The sequence below is a fragment of the Paenibacillus canaveralius genome, assembly GCF_047238265.1.
Classification (GTDB): domain Bacteria; phylum Bacillota; class Bacilli; order Paenibacillales; family NBRC-103111; genus Paenibacillus_F.
Genome location: NZ_JBDFMM010000003.1, coordinates 83,132 through 106,633 on the forward strand (window position 1 = coordinate 83,132; position 23,502 = coordinate 106,633).

Genomic DNA, 23,502 nt, shown 5'->3' on the forward strand with positions numbered 1-23,502 from the left:
AAAATTATGTAGTCATATCAGGTCGTTTTTCCAGAATTGATTGAAATAAACTCAGAAAATTCTTTCGTTCGGTGTTGGTCAATTTCGTGAACAAAAGGGCCAAAAGTTCTCGCTCTACTTTTTTTTCAGAAGCGTAGGCTCTCATAAAAACTTGTTGCTCTTGGTGATTCATTTTTTGAAGGATATCATTCGCGGCCATCCAAAATTCACGGTCCTTCTCACTCATCAGATGAAGTCGCCTTAATATCTGTTTTAAATCCTTTGTAATCAGATTCTTAGGTAAATTCTGATGTTCAACCGGTAACACCTCTACGATTGAAACTTTTAGAGCATCGCATATTTTCTCTAAGGTATTAAGTGATGGCGATCGTTTTTCATTTTCCAAATCGCTGATCGTCGATTGTGCAACACCAGCTTGTACAGCTAGATCAACAGTGGTCATACCACGGTCTTCTCGAAGGAGTTGAATTTTCATTCCAATTTCCATAAAAGCGTCCATCCTTATAAGTAATATTACCTATGCCAATCATAACACAGCATGAAAAAACTTAAACGTGGTAAGGGTTATCTTTATAAAGAATATAAAATAAATTATATACAGAATATCTATATTCAGATATTATGTATATAGGATGAATTGCTATTTTCTTCACTAAAACAATGATTTAGGAACCCAAATTTAAGAGGTGATTGTCTTTGTACGGGTATATTGCGAGCAGAGAATACAGCGAAGACATCAAGGAGGCATTAGATGGAAATAGCGTATTCTTCCATGAAGTGGGAGAATTCACCCAGGATAGTTTTAGAGCTCAGTGCCAGGCTGCAGCACACGCAAACGTTCAGACGCTGATCATTGATTTAGGATGTACGGATGAGGGATCCATTATCAAAGGTATCCAGCAATTCCGAATCCTACGTGACTCCCGAATTATCGTGATTGCGCCAGGTAGAATGCCTGGAGATTCAACTATTAGCGCGCTGATCAGACTGCAGGTTCTCGACGTTATTGCTCCGGAAGTGGATACGGAAATAGAGGAGGACTACATTCGTCCATCAATTGCTCCGTTGATTAAGCAACAAATCGGAATAAAACCTGCCTACGGAAATGTAATGCGGTGGGATGTCGTTACAGGAGAAATCGCAGAAAGAAAACAAAAAAGTCAAGAAAAGAAGGAAAAACAGAAGAAGGAGCCTTCTGTTAAGTACATACAAAGCGAGCCGGATCCCGAGCTTCTGGAGCACTTTGAAACACTCCATCTGGAAAGCCAACCGGCTAAAGAAAAACTGCTCCTTATGGAAACTATTATTGGTTCCATTCTTGTTGCGCTTATCGGTGCGGAGCATGCCGTTGGAACAACGCACACCACTTTGCTGCTTGCAAATTATTTGACCCGTAAAGGGTACAGCGTTGCCGTCATTGAGGCATCAGATAAAAAAGATTTTGCCGCACTTGAGTATGCGTACGAGGGACGGAAAGGTTTTACAAGCAGTGAGAGAATGTTTGAAATGAGGGGAGCCGATTATTACAAGGCCGGCTTAAGAATCGATTTGTCCGAATTTAAGGCGTACGACTACATCCTTCTTGATCTCGGGAACTACCAGGAAACCGAATACTTCGAAGAATTTAAACGAGCTCATGTTCAAATAGTCGTTGGCCACGGCAGTGAGTGGCGGCAAAAACGCTTGTATGAATTCTCCAAAGCAAATGACCGACTTGATCAAACCAATTACATCTACTGTGTACCTTTTGTAGATAAAATTGTGCTTCAAGATATCAAGGAGGAGTTGCCCGAAGGCAAAGTATTTGCAGTTCCGGCCCACTCGGATCCATACAAAAATAAAAAAGAGACGGATGTTTTATTCGATACTCTCATGAAAGATTATCTCGGACAACGAAGGTCTCACACACCGACGTGGCTACTTTATAGCGTTATCGCTGCTGCATTAATCGTGATCATTCTATTGATGATTCTATTGGCCCAAAAATGAGAGGAGACAGCAGTAAATGAGAATTAGGCTACGACAAAAACAACTGATTTACGCGGGCCTTATAGGAGCGCTTGTAACGCTTCTCTTGGCACTAGGCGGGGGATATTGGGGATTCTCTTACATTGCGAAAGCACAGGCAAAGAGAGACGCCGCTTATGAGCAAAAACTTGCGGAAGCACAGAAACTTCTCGATCAACAAAAGGCAGCCAAAAAAACAATCTGGGTCCTGAAAGAAGATCTGAATGCGGGTCAAGAAATTTTGGACAGCAATCTTGAATCGATCGATGTACTCAAAGAAACGGTGCCTGAAAATACGGTGGGAAAAGAAATCGCCGTTGGTAAGAAAACAAAAATAGCATTGAAGAAAGGTACACCTTTAGTTGAACCAATGCTATTCGAAGATGGAGTCACACCGAACGATCTTAGGGAACAAGAGACACGAGTCGTAACACTTCCAAGTAACCTCAAGAAAGATGATTTTGTTGACGTCCGTATTTCATTTCCAACCGGTGGCAACTATGTCCTTTTAGCAAAAAAACAAATAAAGGATCTAGCCGCGGCTTCTGGAACGATATGGTTTGAAATCGATGAAAAAGAAATTCTTACCTTATCCAGTGGAATCGTTGACGCCTATATCAATGATGCCACCATCACAGCCATTAAGTATTCCGATCCTTACATGCAAGACAAAGCAGCCGTCACTTATCCGACCAACCAAAGCGTCACGGATCTGATTAAAGCGGATCCTAACATTGTTTCTAAAGCAACTGCAGAGCTGGAACGAAGAAATCGACAGAAACTTGAGAGTGACCTGAAAGATATGGACGAACTCTCCAGAGGGAAATTTAAACAGGGCATGCAAGGTTCGAGCATTGCACCTTCAACAAGCGGATCTGATTCTGCAGCGAGCGGAAGCATTACACAAAAGGAAACAGTCAAGGGCGGTTATCCCGTGGATTCCACACAATCAGGTAAACAGGATACATCTAGTGGTGGACCTTTAACCGGGCCGCAAACATCAAGCAAACAACTGCCCCCGCCGGTTATTACGGCCCCGATGCCGACACCGCCTCCGGCTAAGACGGAGGAAGAACAAAGATCTGTATTTGGGGCAGATCCTGACAAAAGTGTACCACTCAACCAGTAAGGAGGAGGCAATGCAGTGAAACGAATTTTATTTATCGGTGCCTGTGAGAAAGCAGATTTGCTGCTATATATCAGCAAGCTTTTATCGACCGCCGATCAAAAAGTTTTGCTAGTGGATGGAACTTTATCAAAGAAATATGGCTATTCCATATCCCAAATCGATGAAGAGGATCGCCTTACCGAGTTTGATGGATTCGATGTTGCTCTCGGTTTTTCAAATCAAGATGAACTGCAGATGTACTTTGATGAAAAAAATGAAAATCTTACCTCATATGATTTTATTCTGATCGATTCAGACGACGTACAAAACGTTAACCACTGGGACGAACTTGACCAGCAAGTCGCGGTTACTTCTTTCGAGAGGTTTTCCGTTTTGCAAAACGTTAAGCTGATGGAAAAATTCTTAGAAGATCAAAGCCGGCAGGAAAACAAGACATTTTTACGGATCTATTACCCGTTTGCAGATTGCAAGTTTGATGAATCTTACATCGATTCAACTATAGAGCATCTGCCTATCCGATGGCATGACCCGGCCATTGACTTTCAATTTGATGAGGTCGATTATGCTGTCCGTGTAGAAAACCAATATGAAAACCGGCTGCAGCTGCGTGGTTTATCGGGACAGTATAAACGACAGCTGCTACTCACCTGCGAAGTCCTATCCGGATTAGATCAAAAAATCTTAAAGGCCGCGCTTAAAGTAGCAGAAAAGGGGAGATAACATGGCGCAAATTGCTTTTTGGAGCAATGCTCACGGACAACCGGGAAATACGTCAAATGCAGCCGTTATCGCGGCTCTAACCGGGCTGGAGTACGACATTCGGACCTTGGTTACACAAACGCAATTTGAAAGATCAACCTTAGAAACTTTATTTACAAAATCCAACGAGCTCCAGCTTGGCGGGCTGCGAGACATTAGTGATATTGGCTTAGATGCTCTCGCGAGATTGGCCCGAGCAAGTAAATTAATGCCGGAAAGCGTGAAAAACAAATCGATCACACTAGAGCGTAACCGACTTGATCTGCTTGTGGGAACGATGAAGCCTTACGAGGGCTTGTATGAGAGCTTAAGTGAGCATGTGAAGCCGATCTTTGATATCGCCAATAATTATTACCAAAGTGTAATCGTTGATTTGCATAGTGGTTCAAAGAACCCTTTGACGACAGCTCTATTGAATGAATCAGATCTGGTTGTCGTCAGTCTTTGTCAAAACCGAACTTTGTTGGATCGATTCTTTTCAAAAGAAGACTGGCCCGAAGCTCTTTATAACAAACCTGTGGTGCTTCTGATCGGTCAATATGACCCGTACTCCAAATACACGGCCTCCAATATTCAAAGGCTGTACAAGCGATCCTGGGACTTCAAACAACCGATTTACACGATCCCTTATTGCTCAGACTTCAAAGATGCCATGAACGATAAAGATCTGATGGGATGGCTTCGCAAAAATAAGAACCTGAGTAAAAAGCACCCTAATCATTTCTTTTTTCAAGAAGTACGAAAGGCGGCCAAGGCGATCCTAGAAGAAATCGGTGTAAATACGCAAGTGAAGTACATCGAGAGGGGCGTTTCTTAATGCTTTGGAATTTTCTTGTAGTAGCCGTTATCTTGCTGCTACTGATCGGCTATCTAATTTATCGTCTTCGTGATCCACAAGGTAATAAGAAAGAAGCTCAAAAAAATATCGATATTGAAAAATACCAGCTGCAGGTGATGACGGATTTTCTAAAACAAAGACTCAACGAACTCACCAGCAGCGATCTTTACGACCTTGCTCTTGATGAAGCTGATTTTGAGCGGCAGGTGGCCAACCGCAATACACTCAAGCAGGCTTTGAAGGAATGCACGAATGGCGATATTAATGAAAAAACGTATGTGAAGGATACCTTTTTCGATATCCTCATTAAAGACTACGGAATCGATGAAACGACTGTTAACCTGGCTATTCCTTTTGAAGATCCAGATCAATTGTCGGCTCAGGACAAGTTTGAAATTTTGATGCAGCTTTACAAAAAAGCGCATGGCTACAAAGCGCTTTCCGTAATGATTCAAAAATACAAGCTGGATCGGATGAAAAAAAATATTGAAAGCGGAAAAACCCATTCTTATCTAGTAACGGCTCAGGAAATCGATGCCATATACAAAAAAGAAATCCGCGGTTCGTTGTCCTTCGATGATAAGCTGCAAATCATCGTGCAGCGGATTTATCAGTATTACAAAGGATTCGGCGTTATTGATGAGATTCGAGATATGGAAATTGATGGAGTGTCGGGCGGGGTATCTTCGCCGCCGGTCAAGATGGAGAGCATTGAGGATCATGTGAATTTTGTGGATCGTATGAAACGGTCTCGGACCGATGAAAATAATTCCGTATGGATTATGTTTCAGGGTAAGACCATTCACCTTTCGTTTCTTTCCTTCGGATCCACGCTAGAGTTAAAACGGGTTGTGCAAAACATTTATAAATACAACAATCCCGGACAACTCACTGAATCAAACGGATTTATTGTAAACGAAATGGCGGATGGTTCCCGGATTGTGGTTATGAGACCACCATACGCTGATTCATGGGCATTTTTTAACCGTAAATTCAATCTAAAATTATCGACCCTTGAAACTTGGTTTGAAACGTCAAATCGAAAAATTGAAAATTCAGGACTGCCTACATCTTTCATTCCTTATCTAATGAAAGGCGGCCAAGTGACGGTCGTGACTGGTGATCAAGGTTCTGGTAAAACAACGCTCATGATGGCTATGGCTGGACACATCTATGGATGGCTAACGTTACGCACACAGGAAATGTCATTCGAGCTTCATCTTAAGTCGCTGTACAGAGAACGAAATATCTTAGGGATTCGGCAGACTAACGATATCAGCGGTCAGAGCGGTATGGATCAGCTGAAAAAAACCGATGGTATGGTTAACGTCGTCGGTGAGGTGGCAACCGATGAGCAGGCATCCTGGCTCGTGCAGAATGCACAAGTAGCATTTATGTTTACCCTTGCTTCACATCACGCTAAAAATTTCAAAGAACTTATTTATTCATTAAGTAACTCACTTCGAAAGTTCGGAATGTTTAGCGATGATGCAGTCTGCAGTCAGGCAGGTTGTTCGAATCTTGGGTTTTGATATTCATCTGGAAAAAGACCATGAGGGTTTTCGATATGTAGAGCGTATTAGCCAGTGTGTCCCGGTTGATGATGAAACTCCTTATCCCGAAAAATTCTCAGACGCAGCGCGTGAATATTTTAGAAGAATTACAAATCCTAAAATTTTTGAAGAGCGAGTCATCATTGCTTGCGAGAACGGCCAATATATTGCGAAACAGCCAATTACCGAGGACATGAAAGAAGCAATGCTAAAACAAATGCTTCCAGAGGACCGTGAAGCATTTAAGGTATTGTTGGCTGAAAACTGGACGGTGACATCGTGAGTATAAGCTGGGGTCTAGTTGGAGTTCTTTTTTCTATCTCATTTCTTCTTTTCGGAGCCGCCTTTGTATTGATTTTACGTAACGAGAAAGGGAAAAATAAAAAGGCTTCTCAATTGTATGGTCAATATTTCGGGAAAAGAATCAATAAGCACCGGGTAAATCTTCTCTTACAAAAATCATACGTGCAGTTCTTGCGATTGCCCATTATAAGTAGCTATACAAAGAAAATTCGTAAGCGATTAGAAGCTTTACACTCGTATGACGAATACGCGATACGCCGTGAAACAATGAAGATCACGCTCATTACCTTGGCTCTAATTTCAATTCTAGTCCTTGGCTTGATTTTAATCAGCCGCGATTTCATTATGACATTTTGGATTCTTTTGGGTGCGGTAGTGTTCAATGGAATGATGATAGATACGTTCGTTCACCGTGTTGAAGATCGTATTCTTAAAAAATCTATTATCATGTTCGAAGATAACCGCCACCACTTTCAGCGTCTTAAAAATGTTGAAGAAGCCCTTTATGAATCTGTTCAAACTGCTCCCAGTGAAGTTGGAGTTCATGGGAAACGTATCTACGAAATTCTTTCATCCGAAGATCAAAAAATTCAGCTTACGTCATATTACGAAGTTGCGCCAAACCGCTATTATAAAATTTTCGCAGGCATCGCTTTTCTTATCTCTGAATACGGTGACCGGATGGTGAAAACCGGGTCCATGTATTTAAATGCGATCTCTGAACTCGTCAAAGAAATAAACAATGATATCCTTTGGCGTGATAGGCTCACCTACTTATTAAAAAGATTAACTACAATTGCTGTCGTTCCCGTACTTTTTACAAATGTATTGGAAGGTTGGGCAAGAAAATACTTCCCAACAATGAGCGATTTCTACGATTCCAAAATAGGACTTCTCGCCGAAGTTGTTTTTCTTGGTCTAGTACTCATATGTTATTTAATTCTCAATAAAATGCTTGAGAATCAACACACACGTTACATTGGACGTCAAAAAAGATTCATGTGGGAAAAGAAACTCTATGGGATAAAACCAGTTCGTTTTATAGTGGACAGGCTAAAACCTGGTCGCCACAGAAGGTCAAACTTCAAGTTGACCATGCTTTTAAAAGACGCAAATTCTCCACTTACGATTGAGTGGCTATTTGTTCAAAGATTAACCTCAGCTGTTGCTTGTTTTCTCTTTCTTGTCACGCTGGGGGTCTATATGCATTCTATGACAACACAAGATATTTTGAATAATCCCCTTAGAGGAACTGGAATATATGGAAGGTTATCACCGGATGAAATTGTAAAAGCCCAAGAAAAAACTGACTTTGACAGAATGGTAATTGAGGATCTAAAAAGCACAGAAAATGTGACTCCTGAGCTTATTATTCAGCGAATAAGCCAAATAACAGGAAATAGTGGTAATGACTCTGGTGTCATAATGTCAGCGAACCGAATTTATGGAAAATACTCCATTATCCAAAATGAGTACTTCAAATGGTGGGAATTAATAATTTCTCTCGCTTTTAGTTTTCTCGCGTACAATGCCCCTGTGTGGTTTCTCATGCTTCAAAAGAAACTAAGACATATGGAAATGCAAAATGAAGTTGACCAATTCCACACTATCATCTCAATTTTATCTAACTTTGAACGAATAGACGTGGAGACCATATTAGAGTGGATGGAAAGACTGGCTATCATTTTTAAAGAGCCTCTAAAAAATTGTCTTAACAACTACAGTGGAGGACAAGCAGCTGCGCTCGATCAGTTAATGGTGGATGCTCCATTTGAATCTTTCGTGAGAATTGTGCAAAAACTCAAGCTGGCCACAGAAAAAATTCCTGTAAAGCAAGCTTTTGATGATCTCGAAAATTCTATACAGTACCACGCAGAGCGCAAAAAGGAGCATACTAACCGGATCATTGATCAAAAAGTAACTTGGGGAACAATAACAGCTTTTTTACCGTTCGGATATTTAGTTTTTGTCTATCTGGTAATCCCGATGCTTTATATGAGCATGGTACAAATGACAGGTTCTATGAGACAAATCACTAATTTGTGAGGCTGCGATGAAAAGAAAGTATTCTCAAAGAGAGCCGCCAATAATTTCTTGAATGTCCAGATTAAAGTTTTATTTCCGAAGAGAATACACAAAGCCAATAGGAAGAAGGTTAAAAGATGAGTAACGGTACAAAAGCTTTATTAATGGCAGCAGGCTTATTTTTAACGATTGGGATAATTACGATGGCAGTGACGTTGTATGGTACAGGAGCACAAAGTGTAAACGCGGCACAAACTGAATTTTCAACCATGCAAACTGAACTTTCTGCTCAATCATACCTTGGTTTCGACAATACCACTATTACGGGAAGCCAAGTGTTAAATTCCATCCGGAAGTTTAACAACAAAGAAGCTTTTGGCATTCAAGTCGTAACTGGTAAAAATACAGCCAGTGGCCAACCAGGTTCCTGGTACAAAAATACGGTTTCTACTGCTGGAGGACCCGGAAGTGCAAACTATGGAAATATAACGACCGGTGGGACCGGTTCAATTGAAAATGCCACAAAGGAATCCAGTACAGATTATATTAATCCCAATGGACAATTTCATGGCGAGATTATCCGAGATAAAAATAACGCAATTCGTGGCATTATTTTCACTCAGTTACCATAGGTGATTTCATACGGATCTGCCTTCCCTCTGGGAAGGCAACCGTATTAGTGTGGGGGGCATAAAAATGAGCAATATTACAAAATTACTTTTTTTTTCAGCTGTGTTTCTCTTGTTTTTAGCAGCACTGTACGCAGCTATTGAACTTTCAAAAACTAGTAAATTCGCTGCAGACGGAGCAGATTTAATGATATATGGCATTGATCGTGATCTTACACAGCAACCAAAAGTTGAAGGTGAACCCGAGGTATCGGGAAAAGACGTTTTGCAATCTATCTTTCATATTACAGATATAAATGCAGATATAGAGGTTGATGGTATTTTCTTCTCAAAAGCTTTGAATATCGATGAAACGGATGTTTCTATGATACAAGTAAATCGTAAATATTCTGTCGATCACCTTCGAAGAGCAGACGGCAGTTTACATAAAGTTGTCTTTCAAATCAAATAGAAGGGAGGATCTGTATGGCAAAATATTTGTCATTCACGTTTGTTATAATCGTATCTCTCTTACTCCTATATTTTTATCCCATGCTCAATAGTTACGAGCAAATGGATCAGATTTCTTACAATGTTACATACAAAGCAACGACTAATTTTGTCGATTCAGTAAGAACCAAAGGTTATATAACTCCAACCATGTACAACGATTTTCAAAAAGAATTAGGCAAGACAGATAATTTGTTTGATGTTCAGCTTGAACATGACCAAAAAAAGTACACGCCCGTTTACGCAGACCCTGCAGACCCCAATACATTTAAAGGAGAATATGGCGTCCACTACGAGGGATTTTTCAATGAGCAAATATTAGGAAAGCTATTTCCGGATAATAATCTGCCTCTTAATGATCCAAGTAGAAGATACCTTCTCCGGGTCGGGGACACATTCAGTGTTACGGTAAAAAATAAAAACATGACGAAAGCCACTTTAGTTAGAGACTTCCTTAATAATGGGAATACGAGCGATCCTACACGCATCTACGTTCCATATGGTGGGATGGTGCTCAATGAAGATTATTAGTATCGGTACTTTCTCCATTTTTTCGTTGATTTTTGTCATCATCGTATTTCCGCTTTTCTTCCACACGAACCTACGTGTGAAAGAACAAGAAATTTCCGAGGAGGTCATCATGCGTTACGATCAGGGGCTACATGCAGCCGTCCAGGATGCAGCATTTTCATTAAAGCTTAATGAAGCCCAAGATCATGAAGCGAAATACGATTCAAACAAAAATTTTAGAGCCAACAAAGAATACGCCGTTGATTCCTTCTACCGAACTCTTTTCATCAACTTTGGGGTCAGTGATGATCCGATGGCTCAAAATGTTCTTAAGACCTATGTGCCGGCGCTGGCCGTAATTGATTACGATGGGTTTTGGATTTATACCGACGAAAAGTTCAAAAACAGCAAAGGGGAGACAGAGTACAGGCAGCTTTGGAAAGCAAAGAAACCTTACACATATTCCGATGATGTTGGGAACAACTTGTCCTTTACACTCGATGACTATGTGGTTGCTTTTGATAAGGCCACTCAAACCTGGCGGGAGGGAAGAAGAGAAGACGTTGCCACAATGGTAGGCGGCAGGATCCAACTTCTCAATAACGCAGCGACTTTCGAAGAAGTCAGAAGAAGCACAATCGTCAGATCGATCCAAGATGATCTTGGATACTACATTAACTATCACAACGAATTTGCAAAACGATTTGGTAGCACATATACCTTCACGCTACCAACCATCAGTCAGGAAGAATGGAACAATACAATTGATGATATCGGAATTATGGCATTTATCCAGGGGCTCCCTTTAGGAGTCAACTATTACAATAACTACGCCCTCGGCGGCGGCCGGTTGGTGAAAAAGCCAAGTATCTACGGGGCTATCCGGAACGGAACCAAAATTTATTATCGCTCCGATTGCAATTTTCCGGATGAAGTTGTTGAAAAATTCACCAGTGAGAAGGCAGTCTGCATCAAAAGGATATTTCCCAAGAGCCTGCTCAAGCCCTTAAAGCATACTGGTATTTGCTTCGATGAATCGCATTAATTTCTCGCTTTATACAAGCAGCTTCTTCTGGGCAGTTTTCAAAGATACATCCGTCATTTCGGTACCTGAATTGGAGTGGATCATATCCGATCTATCCATGCAATGGTGGCTACGCCATCCCGGCAAACCGGGCAAACCATTGCACTCCAAGAACGGATATGATTTGGTTGCCACGACGGCACCGACAAACGGATGTAAGACTCTTTGAAAACTAGGCAGAAGAAGACAAGCTGCAAAGAGTATACTCGAAATTTCGAGGAAGGCGCTCATCGCCGCTGGGCTAGACGAGCAGCCGAAGCCGGATATAAGGGTAAAAAAATCACCCGAAAATGGAAGGAGTTTTTAGGATGACCAGAACGTATGTCACGCTTTATCAAGATGGTGTTATCCCGACTGTTTTATATGCAGGACCTCAAGAAGAGCTCGCATTCTTGAAGAAAGCAGACGATCCGGACTTTTTAGCAAATATTGTTGTACTGGTGTGGGAAGAAGATAGGGAGATTGGTAAATATATCGGGGAGAAATACATTGAATACGACCAGGAAGAGTATAAGGAAGAGGAGTTAATGTCTCCCTGACGTCATCAATAAAAGAAGTGATTGCAAGACAGAGTTATTAAAAAACCATAGGGAGGAATCACGATGAAGAAGAGTCTATTTGCGATTTTAACTATCACTGGAATTATAGGCGGTACATTCACTAATTTTAATTCAATCAGCAATGTAAACGCAGCAGCGAATACAGCAGTCACACAGGACGCTTATACAATAATCAAGCCGGCCAGCACTGGCATCGCCGGAGGATTTACCGATACAAAAGGTCACTGGGCTGAAACGGCAATCGAAGACGCTGTCAAGAAAGGATTCGTTGATGGCTATCCGGATGGATCTTTTAAGCCAGATGGTAACGTGACACGCGCCGAATTTCTGAAAATGGTGAATACAGCCATGAAAGTTGATGTTACCGGAGGAACTGGCGATGACTGGTATGTTCCGTATGTTAATGCGGCCGTAAAAGCGGGATTTCATCAATACAGTGACTTTAAAACAGGAAATTGGAATACCCCGATCACACGGCTAGAAATGGCTCGTGTAGCCGTTCGCGCTGCTACAGGAGATAAGAACACTGACGATAAGAAATGGATGTACCTGGCGACAAAGGCCGGTCTTATAACAGGAATGGACGATGCCGGCAGCCTGGGAGAAAACTTTTCTACTACACGGGCACAATCAGTCACCATTATTGGCCGGATCCTGAATGTGAGATCCGGAACCACGCTACCAACAGACAAATACGCAATCTCCAATGGGGAAATTTCCTGGCATAAGACCAATATGCTGACGTTGTTACCCCGGTATTTCAGCTATGGTCAAAAATTCGGGGACATTAAAGCCGACGAATTAAAGGCAACGGGTGGGGATGGAAATTTCGTTTGTGAGGCAGAAAAGTTTGTCGTCATAGATATGGAAGATCCTAATGATCCCAATCGAAAGTACCTACCCATGGATGCAAAATGGTTCGATTTTAAAGATTATCAATCGTACAACATTCCGCAGAAGTCCTATGTGATTTTATCATTTAACAAATTAGTTGTTAAAAATAATCCTTACGGTATAACGAAGGCTCGTGCGTGTACTCTTTCACTTGATAATGATTCACTCCAATCTCCAGATGTTACATCTCAAGCAGGAGTGCTGTCAAAAACTAGCCCGTTGGTACTTAAAGATTCTTTCGGATATACGACAACAACTGGAATAGTAACAATTAAAGGCAATGGTGAGTACAACTATCTTAATGGTCATATCATCCCGAAAGGTAATCTTGTTGGTAATGGTAGCACAATTACCTTCTATAAACTCGGAGATTTTGGACAGGCACCTAGCACAGTCTATCAATCGGCAACAGATGTGAAGATAAATCAATAGATTGTATTCCGGGAAAATCCGTAGAAGGGAGAAAACCGCTGGTGAAACATGAGAAATAAAAGCCGAAAAATAATTGTTTTATATATGACCTTGTCTCTTATGAGCAGTATGTTTTTGCCTTATTTATCTTCTGCAGCTCAACCAAGTTCTCAAGTTATTGGTGACGTTTGGTACGATGCATCGAAGGCTATCGCTACCGAGGGGAGTCACCAATCTCAGGATCTGGCTTATTATTTCTCTAATTCAGAATTAGATTATGGAGCACAAAATGTTACTGTACCTGCTGGGAAAACTTTATCACGAGTCGTGCTTAGAGAAAAATACACTAAAAAAGAACTCAGAGATTTACCATTAACATCCACCAGTTCTTATGAACTGAAAGTTCAAGGAGAGGAAAATGAAGTTACAGCAAAACAAGATAGTTATCTTGGATACTTCGAATGGTTTCGAGCCCCGCAGAGGAAACAACTTTGGATGTACGATTACGATGGAACTAGATACTTTCACTGGAACCAAGGGGTTTATGATATTCCGCAATCGAATGCCAAGATAAGCTCGCTTCAATTCAACGGAGCTAATCCGCCTACAACGCCTTCAACGAGTGAACTTCAAAATGGACGTCCTTCAAATGAAGGTCATATAGCTTGGGATTTACGAAACATCCCGATCGATATAAATACCATGAAGTTCTCAGATTTGACTAAAAACCAAAACCTTGATTTTGAGCTTGACAAAGTTGACGATCTAAGAGCTGACGTTAGTTTCATAGAGAGTGCCAAGGACGGGAGCCTTCGTAAGAGCGACATCTTAGAAACTCCAGATGATAGAAAGCACTATGATTTGCAGCAACGTATATTTACTTTTTCATACAAAGCCCAGTTTGTGATTCCTCCCGAGAATCCGCCGATAGAAGATTCAAATGGGCGAGTAATCAGATATTACAATCAATGGCGAGTAATCTACAAAGCCAAAATCTACAAATACACACCATATGAACTCGTCGCGTATTTTGACGACGGCGGAAGCCCTCCTGTTACGCCTCCGGGAGATCCAAAGTGCGTGCCGACAATTCAGCCGCCGACGAAGGGGACAGTTAACACTACCGATGCTATGGACCCTAAATCACATGCTGTGCTAAGAGCCGATAAGCGCGGAGGAGAGCTCTTTGAAGTGGGGTTAGGGATTCCGACATCCGAAAATCTTTTTGCCAATGCTTTCGGCCTGAGTTATTTGTTTCAACACAAATTTGCCAATATGACCGGAGAAGTATCATATCAGGTTGAGGTAACAAAGAATTACGTCTGGGTGATTCCCGGAGCCGGAAAAGATGCGCCGCCTATCCCTATGCAGCAGCGTGTCACGCAGACTATGACAATAAAACGGCCATACAGCTACTGGCAGATCGATAACCTGGAAGTCTACAAACTGCAAAAGGCGACGATCTCAAACTATGCCCTCGGTGGTTATGGGGGGACAGTGCAGCTGGATCCTAACGGTTATACGCCCCCAACTCTGCAGTCGGATAATAAAGATAACGTGAACCAGCATGTTCAGCCGGCAAGCTGCAAGGGTGTTGATTTGGGAACTGCAGGCGGGCCGCCTCCAGGTGGGACTCCATCCGAGTTTCAATCTGCAGCGGAAAGCGCGGTTGGCCGTAATCAGGTCAATAATGACAAGGTTGTTTTTAATGGCCAGACGATTATGGATCCCGCGAAACATCCGGATCAAGCGCCCGCGCCTGGTAAGATTCCGGATCCGACGGAAATCGATCCGAATGTACTTTACAAAAACGCTCTAACCGTGAGCAATGCATTAGTCAATCGAGCGAATCAACCTACAACTGGTAGGATCTTTTATCAGCTTACGCCAGGTAACATAAAGGGCGGAGCCGACAAATTCTACGATATTGCTGGCATTAACCCAGTCACGGTACATACACCTGTTGTGATGTATCCATCCGTCTCCGACGATCAGGAACATAATCAAAAGGTTGAACCGAATCCTAACCGCGCCGCACTTATTTTGGACAGGCCCTTCGTTGTTACGATGCCCACAACTGGACAGCACAACGCCTTTCCGGGTTTTGGTGGATACGGAGTGACGAATGGTTATGGGGAATATGCAAAATACACGGCCAACAAGCAGGTACAATTTGAGTTTGATGTCTGGAACGCGAGCAAGTCACAGTACATCGAAGCCGGCTCTTGGATCGATATTCCGGTCAACCAGCTGCAGACCACCTTTATTATGCCGACCTGGGTAGACGAAGGAAATTACACCGTATACTTCCGATCCATCGCTATTAACGCTCCTGCAGGATTCAGCTGGCAAACGGGGGCCAATTTCAACTGGCCCAACCATGTGGCCACAAATACGATACCTGTCGAAGTCATTGGCCGGCTCTATGATTTCCGAATTACGGACATTGGCGACTATGACTGGCAATCGGTCTTCCGTGCCGGAAAGAATACCAGTGCTCATTCCAAAAATGTCTACTGGGTCGGCAGTAAAGATATAGACGGAAACACCGTGGGTAACCGAGATATGAGCGGGGCTCAAGTGAACAATGATATTCCACTTAAACTCCCGATCCGTCCAGGTAGTCATCCGAATCCTGGATACAAAAACGTGGCCGTAAAAACTGGTTACAATTTTAAGTTCGATCTGAAATCCAAAGGAAATATGTTCGGCCAGAAAGATGGTATACGAATTACCCCAACCTTTTATTTCGTGAAGAAAGACGGAACGGGGCGGATCCCTGTAGATTTGTACTACCATGATTACACAAATAAGAAATATTTTGTGAAAATTGGTTCTGCAGATGACGTAGCTAGTCGGTATGTCATTCTGAATGATCCAATGCGAAATGTCCCAAGTACTGAGCTGACCGATACATCAAATTGGGTAGCGAGCAACTATGGCATTACGGATTTTCTGAAACGGGCCAATCAGAAAACAACCGTGGGAAAATACTCGTGGGAGATCCTTCCCTGGCAAACACGGACGTTTGTCGGTCCGAAGACAATTCCAAGCTCGGTGAATGACCAGCGCGCTCTCGCGGCCATACAGCATTGGTACGGGGAGTACAGCATACCTGCAGCTGCTTATGTGGTCAAAGCCGGGACCAACATCCAGGAGTACGGCCGAAAAAATGGAGGACTAGATGATAAATCTCCGATCTTTATGAAGGACGGATATATCATCGTGAATTTCAACATCGAGAGCATTAAAAACGCGGACACAGCTCGTCCTTTCCTTCGCTATTACCGGCTCCCTGGAGATACGGTACCTCTTGCTAACCAATGGCTGATGGAAGGGTTTTATAACAACCCAAAGGCAGTAGCAGACAAGTACGGTAACAACTATCAGCTCCTAGATGGTGACGTTGTTTTCTACCACGGAGATTTATCGAGCAATGATGATCTTGGTTCAAACGTGACTCATTAATCTGACAACAAGGTGGTTTGGCATGAGAAAAATAGGTTTTAAGGCACTCAAAATCGGTATCGTTTTTATGATGCTGATTAGCCTGATGAATGTAAATGGATTGATCACAAAGACCGAAGCGAACAGTTCAACAACGGGTAACCATGTGCCCTCAATCACGGTAGATACTGTTCCATTAAGATATGCAAACGCCATGCGTGATCGTTATGTTAGCTTCTATGGAAAAGCGTTTGTTTCGAATAATAACACCTACACTGTTACAGTCGAGATAGGCGGTAAATCATTCACATCCGTGTCCTATCCCGGAAATATTAACGGTAACACATGGAACGTTTTATTTGATTCTAAGGAAATAGCTGAGGGAACTTACTCTAGTTTCGTATTTACAGTCACAGAAGGAACGGAAAGTAGCTCTACCATTTATACAGGCGAACTTATGGTGGATCATACACCGCCAACCCCGCCTAACTTGATTCCTTTGCATCCTGAATGGTCGAATGCAGATTATGTGGATGTATCTGCAGAGATAGGGACTGATTCCAGATCGGGCGCAGACCACGTTGAATATTCAACAGATTATATGCAGTGGTCAACCTATACCACACCGGTTCGTTTCGCTCAAGAGGGACAATACTTTTTACATGCTCGTACGGTAGACAAGGCGGGCAATTATAGTGATGTTGCTTCAACTTTAATTCGTCTGGATCGGACAGCCCCAGGATATCCGGTTATCACTGCATATCCGGACTGGACGCAAGCAGCGGACGTTAGATTGCATACGCCGGTAACGGATAATGGCTCAGACATTGGAAAACAAGAGTACAAACTCTCTGGTGCGGCCACACAAGACTGGACCTTGTACTCCAGTCAATTCGTAATCGACACCGAAGGCATTACCCTCATTGAAGCGAGAGCAACAGATAGGGCGGGTAATGTAGGACCAATTTCCTCACAAGAGGTACGCATTGATCGAACACGGCCTACCGACCCGACTATTAAGCTAAGTCATTATGGTTGGACGAATCAAGATGTGAGTTTTACGATCGAATCAGGCACAGATCAAAACGGGGTAAGCAATCCTCGTTATAAATTTGGCGGTGTTGGTGGTAGGCATAAAGAATTTTTGGGAGATCCAATTTGGGTCACTGCCCCCGGCGTTACAGTAATTCAAGCATTTACTTCAGACAAAGCATCTAATTTAAGCGATCCGCCTGTAGAAGCCAAAATTATGATTGACCGTACTAACCCAACAGCTCCATCGCTTAGTTTGAGCGAAAGCAAGGTGACAAAAAACAATGTTTGGGTAACTCTTACCGGCGGTTCCGATGCTGAAAGCGGGATTGAGAAAAGCCAAATTAAAATCGGTGATGCTGGCAGCTGGATCGACTATACTTCACCTATAGAAGTATCTGGCGAAGGCAAAACGAATGTATACGCTCGTTCAATTGATAAAGCAGGGAATGTCAGTGATGAGACAAGCGCTCTAGTAAATATCGATCGTACCAAACCTACAGTGCCTTTGCTCACTTTATCCAATGATGCTTGGACAAATGATACCGGAGGAGTCACTTTTTCGATTAATGGAAGTAATGACGAAACAACGGTAACCTACGAATACAGAGTTAATAATGGGGCCTATGTACAAGGCGATGCCGCATCGATCACAGATGAGGGAGAGACCCTGATAACAGCGCGGGCAATCGATGAGGCTGGCAACAAAAGTGATGAAGTTACTCGAATAATCCGGATCGATCGCACAAAGCCGGCTATCACGTTCAGCCCCGATAATCCGGGAGCAGGTAATAAAACGATAGAAATCACTTATCAAGATGCGTTATCCGGTTTACAAATGGATGCCTTGAAATATAAGGTTACTCGTTCACCGGATACACCCATAACCTGGGATGACGCGGCTCAAACCAAATTAGAACTGCAGCTTTCAGATGACGGAGAATGGTTCGTACACGCAAAAGCGAAGGATCTTGCTGGCAATGAAAGTGAAATTGTTCAGAAATATGTGGTGCAAAACATCCCGGCTATTCCGACAAATCTCAAAGCCGACATAATTCAGGAAAAAACAATCACCATTTCCTGGGCTCCGCCTGCAGCTGGAACAAACACGACTGGTTACCGCTATGAAATTGAAGAAGAAACAACCGGCCGCAGCTGGTTCGTTGATTATCCTTCGAATTCAAAAGAAATTACTGGTCTTAAGGGCGGAACAGAATACAGCTTTACTGTAAGAGTGATCAATCCTGTTGGCCAGAGTCTTCCAAGTGGAGTGTTAAAAGTATTAACTTATCCGGAAGCGCCTGGATCAATAAAAGTACAAAATGCAGGAACCAGTACATCTAACGCCACGGTATCGTTTGAAAAGGTAACAAGCGCGTTACAGTACAAAATCGAAGTCAAGAATACGGGCGGACAATCCATATATGCAACAACCGTGACTGGTAACGTTTATCAGCCGATCCATAATCTAACGGCAGGAAGCCTGTATACGGTTTATGTGTCTGCGGTTAATGCCAGCGGGGAAGGAGCAAAATCTAACGTAGGGTATTTGACCTTACCGGACATTCCAGGTCAGCTTCGTTCAATTGAGTTCTTCACGAATGCGCTACGACTATCTTGGCAAGCTGTATTGTCCTCCGAATCGTATTATCTTTACAGAGATACTTTGGAAACCTATTCGGGGGATCAGCTGCAGCACATGGATATGGGGCTTGAGGCTGGCACCAAATACGAGTATCAGGTTTCAGCACGAAATAGTAACGGTGAAGGGGAAAAGTCACCAGTGGTGAGTGCTGTTACGCTCCCACAAGCTGTAGGAAATCTACGGGTGACGAGTGTGGGGAGTCATGAAATCGGCGTATCATGGGATGGAGTTAAAGGCGCGAATCAGTATCTTCTCATGAAAAATGGTGTAGATGCCGGAACGGTTACAGCGGATACGTATGGGTTTAAATTTGATCAGCTTAATAGCGGCAGTCTATACACGTTCACCGTGATTGCCGGCAATGAGAGCGGCCAATCGAAAGAGTCAAATTTGACGCTTATGACGATTCCGTCTGCCGTCACAAACTTGAACACTTCCCAAATTGAGGAGAACACTGCAAGAATTGAGTGGTCACCTGCAACCGGCGCAAATCAATATAAAATTACGTTGGATGGTAAAACTTTCTTTACAGGGCAACCCTTCATGGATCTTGTAGGGTTGGATGGCTCCAAAATTTATCCGATTACGGTGGAAGCCGGGAACACATCCGGATTCAGCGAACCGGTTAAAAGCTCGTTCTTAACGAAGCCATATGCGCCAAACAATCTCGAAATTCAGGATTACAGCACGACTATGGCCACTCTCAAATGGGAAGATGTACCCTATGCGACAGAGTACGTGGTTCTGGAAAAAAGTAAGGGCTTGATAGGGAGAGTCACAGCAAATTCGATTCAAGTGGACAATCTGCAAGTTGCTACTGAGTATACCTTTCTTGTTCGGGCGGTAAATCAAAGCGGTGAGGGGAATGAACGACAGTTCAAATGGACCACACCGACAGATAAGCCTCAGAATGTGAGCTACTTAAATCAGACGGATGGAACAGTGCAGATTAAATGGGATGCTGTTGCAGGAGCTGCAGGATATATCCTCCGCGACTCCGGAAAAGAAATTTATCGAGGCTCGACAACCAGTGCATCGATCTCAGGACTTGAAAATGGAAAGACGTATAACTTGGAGCTCACGGCAGTTAATAAAGCTGATCTTGAATCAAGTGAGGTGCCGGTCAAGGTCGTTGTTATACCTAAAGTACCTGCTGGCGTGGCTATTGAGAAGGTTACGAATAACCAGGTTATTATTAATTTTCAGAATGTGTCTTCTGCCGGTGCTGGAACACATTATGTCGTAGAAAGGGACGGTTCCATTCTGACGACGATACCGGTTACCGAGATGAGTTACACGGATTCCGGACTTTCTCCAGGAAGTAAGTACACCTATCGAATTTTTGGTCAAAATGAAGGCGGTAAAAGTTTATCCGGCATACAACTTGAGGCTATATTATTGCCAGGTGACCTCAGTGGATTAGCTGTTCAAGCAATCGAAGAGCATTCAGCTGTGATCAAATGGAATCAAGCTGCTGGGGCGAACGGGTACCGCATTTATGAGGGAAATAAATTGGTGGCCGAAACGAAATCCGCAACGATTGTCATCGATCAATTGAAATCTGCGACTAAATATGAGGATTTCACGATCGTATCATTTAATGTCAGCGGTGAAGGAAAGTCGTTTACTATTCCTCCTTTTGTCACCAAGCCGACAAGTAAGTTTGGCCTATCGATCGGGGATCAAACAGATCATTCCCTCAAAATATCCTGGGATAGTATCGACGGCGAAGTTACAGTAATTGAAATGGGGGGCAAAGAAGTCTATCGCGGTAAAGAGCAGAGCGTTACCCTAGATAATTTGCTTCCGGATACACAGTATACTTTCAATGTATGGATGGAAAATAGTGAGGGGCTGAAAAGTCAGCCGAAAGCAATCGCTGGAAAAACGTTGACCGATGACCCACTCAAGCCGATCGGTGTCACGGTGAAGGACGTCAAAGAAAAATCCGCATCCGTTATATGGGAAGAGAATTTGCTTGTTAAAAAATATGTGGTCAAATTAAACGGTGAACAGATCTATTCAGGGCCGGTGAACAATGCTTATCTATCTGGCCTGCAAGGTGGACAAGCCTATACGGTGCAGGTAGTAGGTGAAAACTCGGAGGGACGGAAAAGTAAACCGGTCTCCATTAACTTCACTACCAAAGTAGCTATGCCCGAGAATATCTACGTGCATACGATTGGCACAAATGAAGCCATTATTGAATTTGACGATATTCAAGGTGCAGCAGGATATGAATATTCCTTAGATGGTAAAGCATATCAGCCGGTTCCAAATGGTCTATCTCGCATTGAAGTAGGTGGCCTATCTCCAGACACCGTGTACAGTGTCAGTGTTCGTGGAACGAATGCTGCAGGGCCGGGAAATCAAGCTACACTTACTTTTAAAACTTTCGCAGCCACAGGTGATCTGTACGTAAGTAAAATGGAACCAACCAGAGTGACACTCAAATGGAACGTACCGGTAGAGTATCGAAACCGATTGATCACGAAAGAAGAAATCACACCTATAGCAGGCGGCAGTTTCACCAAAGCTAAGATGGTATTTGCTGCAAATGGACTGAATAACCGTTTCTTGGATACATCGATTTCGGTTGATGGTAAAGATGAACTGGTAGACAACGTAGTTCCATCAAAAACCTATAAATACTCCCTGGTGGCCAATGATCAAAACGATAATAAATTTAGAGCAGAGGCGATCGTTGATACACTGCCGGATGTACCGACAGGTTTAAAAGCTGAACAAAAAGGACATGACGTGCAGCTTGTCTGGAATCATGTAGGGAATCCAATCTATGTTTTACTACGAAATGGGCTTGAGATTTACCATGGTACTCAGCCGGCGTTTTCCGATGCTCGGGTTCCTGCAGGAAAGTATGTGTATACGCTATATGCCGAAAATAAGGTAGGAATGAAGAGTCAGGCGGCCAGTCTCCACCAAGAGGTGAAAGAAGTCCAGGAACCCGGTCAAGCGCATGAGGGTGCGGAAAACACGTTCTCCGGCCGCGTTGATTTAAATATCGAAGCGAGTGCGAATCAAGTACATTTAAACTGGACGGATGTTAACCAAGCTTACAAGTTGGTCAAGTCTGGGGAAACTCTTTATGCGGGCACGAATAACAACTACACAGACAAGTCCATAGCGCACGGTACAGTTGTTAAGTATCAACTCTTTGTTGAGCTCCCTGGCGGGTCCTATAAGCTCGTAAACGAAAAAAGTGTGCCAGTTCCATATCCGGCTCCAAGTATCGTTTTACATGATGTGGTTGAGCGCATCGGGGATCGATTCATCGACTTCAAATGGGAGGATTTTGGTGGCGCGGATTCTTACATCGTTTATCAAGGCGGGATCGTCGCTTATCAGGGTAAGCAGCCTTATTTTACCGCAGGAAATTTATCACCGAATAAAAAGTATGACTTTGAATTTGCTTTTGTGAAAAATGGAGTGGAAAGCGAACGAACGATCATTTCAGTTACGACAACCGTGACAGGAGTACCGAATGTGTATCCGAAGGGAGAACGGCCATCTACCTTTACCGATATTGGGAAAACGTTCAATAAAGATCAGATAAACTGGCTTGTCCGAAACGGTGTTATTAATGGCATGACCGATACAACCTTTGAACCAAACCGGAAAATAACCAGGGCTGAATTTACCGCATTAATTGTAAGGGGACTGAAACTTCCGGTTGTAGTCGGCGGTGAAGTTAAGAACGGATTTACAGACGTTTATGCGACAGACTGGTTCATTTCTGAACTGGAAACTGCTTTCGAGAACGGAATCGTGGAAGGTCACAGCCCTAAGCGCTTTGCACCGCAAGATGTCATTAACCGCGAGCAGGCTGCAAAGATCATCCACAACATCCTTAAAAAGAAAACCGGCAACACTGGAACACATGTTGTATATCGCGACGAATCGACAATATCTTCCTGGGCATTAGAGGATGTAAAAGCGATCAGTAATCGAGGTATTGTCCATGGTTATGAGGATGGGACATTTAAGCCTCAACAAGATTTAAGTCGTGCGGAAGCAGCTGCCATTTTATTCAGGTTATTAATGGAGGAAACTCAAAAATGAGTATGAATACCACGTTTAAAACATGGGACGAGTTGCTTGAATACCTTAAAACCCAAGACGGGAAATGTTTTAATGTAAATTATCTCCCCAAGGAGGATGAATTTGAA

General features: G+C 42.9%; 16 protein-coding genes. 15 read left to right on the forward strand and 1 reads right to left on the reverse strand.

Going from position 1 to position 23,502, the window contains the following annotated elements; genetic code table 11:
- Nucleotides 1–4 precede the first annotated feature (4 nt).
- Nucleotides 5–487, reverse strand: coding sequence for a helix-turn-helix domain-containing protein (locus ABC395_RS27330; protein ID WP_413007001.1), 483 nt, complete (start codon nt 485–487; stop codon nt 5–7).
- A 209-nt stretch (nt 488–696) separates the two neighbouring features.
- Here ABC395_RS27330 and ABC395_RS27335 point away from each other — a divergent pair, with 209 nt between their 5' ends.
- The 15 genes from ABC395_RS27335 to ABC395_RS27405 all read left to right on the forward strand — a co-directional run bounded on the left by ABC395_RS27335 (nt 697) and on the right by ABC395_RS27405 (nt 23,395).
- On the forward strand, nt 697–1,989 hold the full coding sequence (locus ABC395_RS27335) for a P-loop NTPase family protein (protein ID WP_413007002.1): 1,293 nt from the start codon (nt 697–699) through the stop codon (nt 1,987–1,989).
- A 16-nt stretch (nt 1,990–2,005) separates the two neighbouring features.
- On the forward strand, nt 2,006–3,136 hold the full coding sequence (locus ABC395_RS27340) for an SAF domain-containing protein (protein WP_413007003.1): 1,131 nt from the start codon (nt 2,006–2,008) through the stop codon (nt 3,134–3,136).
- 15 nt (nt 3,137–3,151) lie between these two features.
- Nucleotides 3,152–3,856 (forward strand): hypothetical protein, encoded by a 705-nt coding sequence (locus ABC395_RS27345; RefSeq protein ID WP_413007004.1) that lies wholly within the window; start codon nt 3,152–3,154, stop codon nt 3,854–3,856.
- A gap of 1 nt (nt 3,857) precedes the next feature.
- A complete protein-coding gene (locus ABC395_RS27350; protein ID WP_413007005.1) occupies nt 3,858–4,712 on the forward strand; it encodes a P-loop NTPase family protein in 855 nt (284 codons plus the stop codon).
- Nucleotides 4,712–6,265, forward strand: a complete 1,554-nt coding sequence (locus tag ABC395_RS27355) for a Flp pilus assembly protein CpaF (RefSeq protein WP_413007006.1) — start codon at nt 4,712–4,714, stop codon at nt 6,263–6,265. Before ABC395_RS27350 ends, ABC395_RS27355 begins: the two co-directional genes overlap by 1 nt.
- Nucleotides 6,255–6,569, forward strand: a complete 315-nt coding sequence (locus ABC395_RS27360) for a hypothetical protein (RefSeq protein ID WP_413007007.1) — start codon at nt 6,255–6,257, stop codon at nt 6,567–6,569. The genes ABC395_RS27355 and ABC395_RS27360 overlap by 11 nt, the downstream gene beginning before the upstream one ends.
- Nucleotides 6,566–8,635, forward strand: coding sequence for a hypothetical protein (locus ABC395_RS27365; protein WP_413007008.1), 2,070 nt, complete (start codon nt 6,566–6,568; stop codon nt 8,633–8,635). Before ABC395_RS27360 ends, ABC395_RS27365 begins: the two co-directional genes overlap by 4 nt.
- Nucleotides 8,636–8,751: 116 nt before the next feature.
- Nucleotides 8,752–9,246, forward strand: a complete 495-nt coding sequence (locus tag ABC395_RS27370) for an ABC transporter permease (protein WP_413007009.1) — start codon at nt 8,752–8,754, stop codon at nt 9,244–9,246.
- Between the two features lie 64 nt (nt 9,247–9,310).
- Nucleotides 9,311–9,694: a hypothetical protein gene (locus ABC395_RS27375; RefSeq protein WP_413007010.1), complete on the forward strand. Its 384-nt coding sequence runs from the start codon at nt 9,311–9,313 to the stop codon at nt 9,692–9,694.
- A gap of 14 nt (nt 9,695–9,708) precedes the next feature.
- Nucleotides 9,709–10,263: a hypothetical protein gene (locus ABC395_RS27380; RefSeq protein ID WP_413007011.1), complete on the forward strand. Its 555-nt coding sequence runs from the start codon at nt 9,709–9,711 to the stop codon at nt 10,261–10,263.
- On the forward strand, nt 10,250–11,287 hold the full coding sequence (locus ABC395_RS27385; RefSeq protein ID WP_413007012.1) for a hypothetical protein: 1,038 nt from the start codon (nt 10,250–10,252) through the stop codon (nt 11,285–11,287). Before ABC395_RS27380 ends, ABC395_RS27385 begins: the two co-directional genes overlap by 14 nt.
- 347 nt (nt 11,288–11,634) lie before the next feature.
- Nucleotides 11,635–11,865, forward strand: coding sequence for a hypothetical protein (locus tag ABC395_RS27390; protein ID WP_413007013.1), 231 nt, complete (start codon nt 11,635–11,637; stop codon nt 11,863–11,865).
- Nucleotides 11,866–11,928: 63 nt separating this feature from the next.
- On the forward strand, nt 11,929–13,212 hold the full coding sequence (locus tag ABC395_RS27395) for an S-layer homology domain-containing protein (protein ID WP_413007014.1): 1,284 nt from the start codon (nt 11,929–11,931) through the stop codon (nt 13,210–13,212).
- 48 nt (nt 13,213–13,260) lie between these two features.
- The gene (locus ABC395_RS27400; RefSeq protein ID WP_413007015.1) at nt 13,261–16,659 is read left to right on the forward strand and encodes a DUF5704 domain-containing protein; all 3,399 of its coding nucleotides are present in this window, start codon (nt 13,261–13,263) and stop codon (nt 16,657–16,659) included.
- A 22-nt stretch (nt 16,660–16,681) separates the two neighbouring features.
- Nucleotides 16,682–23,395 (forward strand): fibronectin type III domain-containing protein, encoded by a 6,714-nt coding sequence (locus ABC395_RS27405; protein WP_413007016.1) that lies wholly within the window; start codon nt 16,682–16,684, stop codon nt 23,393–23,395.
- The last annotated feature ends 107 nt before the right edge of the window (nt 23,396–23,502 follow it).

Bases quoted from the DNA above. Each gene is read 5' to 3' on its own strand.
- ABC395_RS27355 (WP_413007006.1), top strand. From the start codon at position 4,712: ATGCTTTGGAATTTTCTTGTAGTAGCCGTTATCTTGCTGCTACTGATC.
- ABC395_RS27390 (WP_413007013.1), top strand. From the start codon at position 11,635: ATGACCAGAACGTATGTCACGCTTTATCAAGATGGTGTTATCCCGACT.
- ABC395_RS27380 (WP_413007011.1), top strand. From the start codon at position 9,709: ATGGCAAAATATTTGTCATTCACGTTTGTTATAATCGTATCTCTCTTA.
- ABC395_RS27350 (WP_413007005.1), top strand. From the start codon at position 3,858: ATGGCGCAAATTGCTTTTTGGAGCAATGCTCACGGACAACCGGGAAAT.
- ABC395_RS27375 (WP_413007010.1), top strand. From the start codon at position 9,311: ATGAGCAATATTACAAAATTACTTTTTTTTTCAGCTGTGTTTCTCTTG.
- ABC395_RS27330 (WP_413007001.1), bottom strand. From the start codon at position 487: ATGGAAATTGGAATGAAAATTCAACTCCTTCGAGAAGACCGTGGTATG.
- ABC395_RS27370 (WP_413007009.1), top strand. From the start codon at position 8,752: ATGAGTAACGGTACAAAAGCTTTATTAATGGCAGCAGGCTTATTTTTA.
- ABC395_RS27395 (WP_413007014.1), top strand. From the start codon at position 11,929: ATGAAGAAGAGTCTATTTGCGATTTTAACTATCACTGGAATTATAGGC.
- ABC395_RS27340 (WP_413007003.1), top strand. From the start codon at position 2,006: ATGAGAATTAGGCTACGACAAAAACAACTGATTTACGCGGGCCTTATA.
- ABC395_RS27385 (WP_413007012.1), top strand. From the start codon at position 10,250: ATGAAGATTATTAGTATCGGTACTTTCTCCATTTTTTCGTTGATTTTT.
- ABC395_RS27405 (WP_413007016.1), top strand. From the start codon at position 16,682: ATGAGAAAAATAGGTTTTAAGGCACTCAAAATCGGTATCGTTTTTATG.
- ABC395_RS27400 (WP_413007015.1), top strand. From the start codon at position 13,261: ATGAGAAATAAAAGCCGAAAAATAATTGTTTTATATATGACCTTGTCT.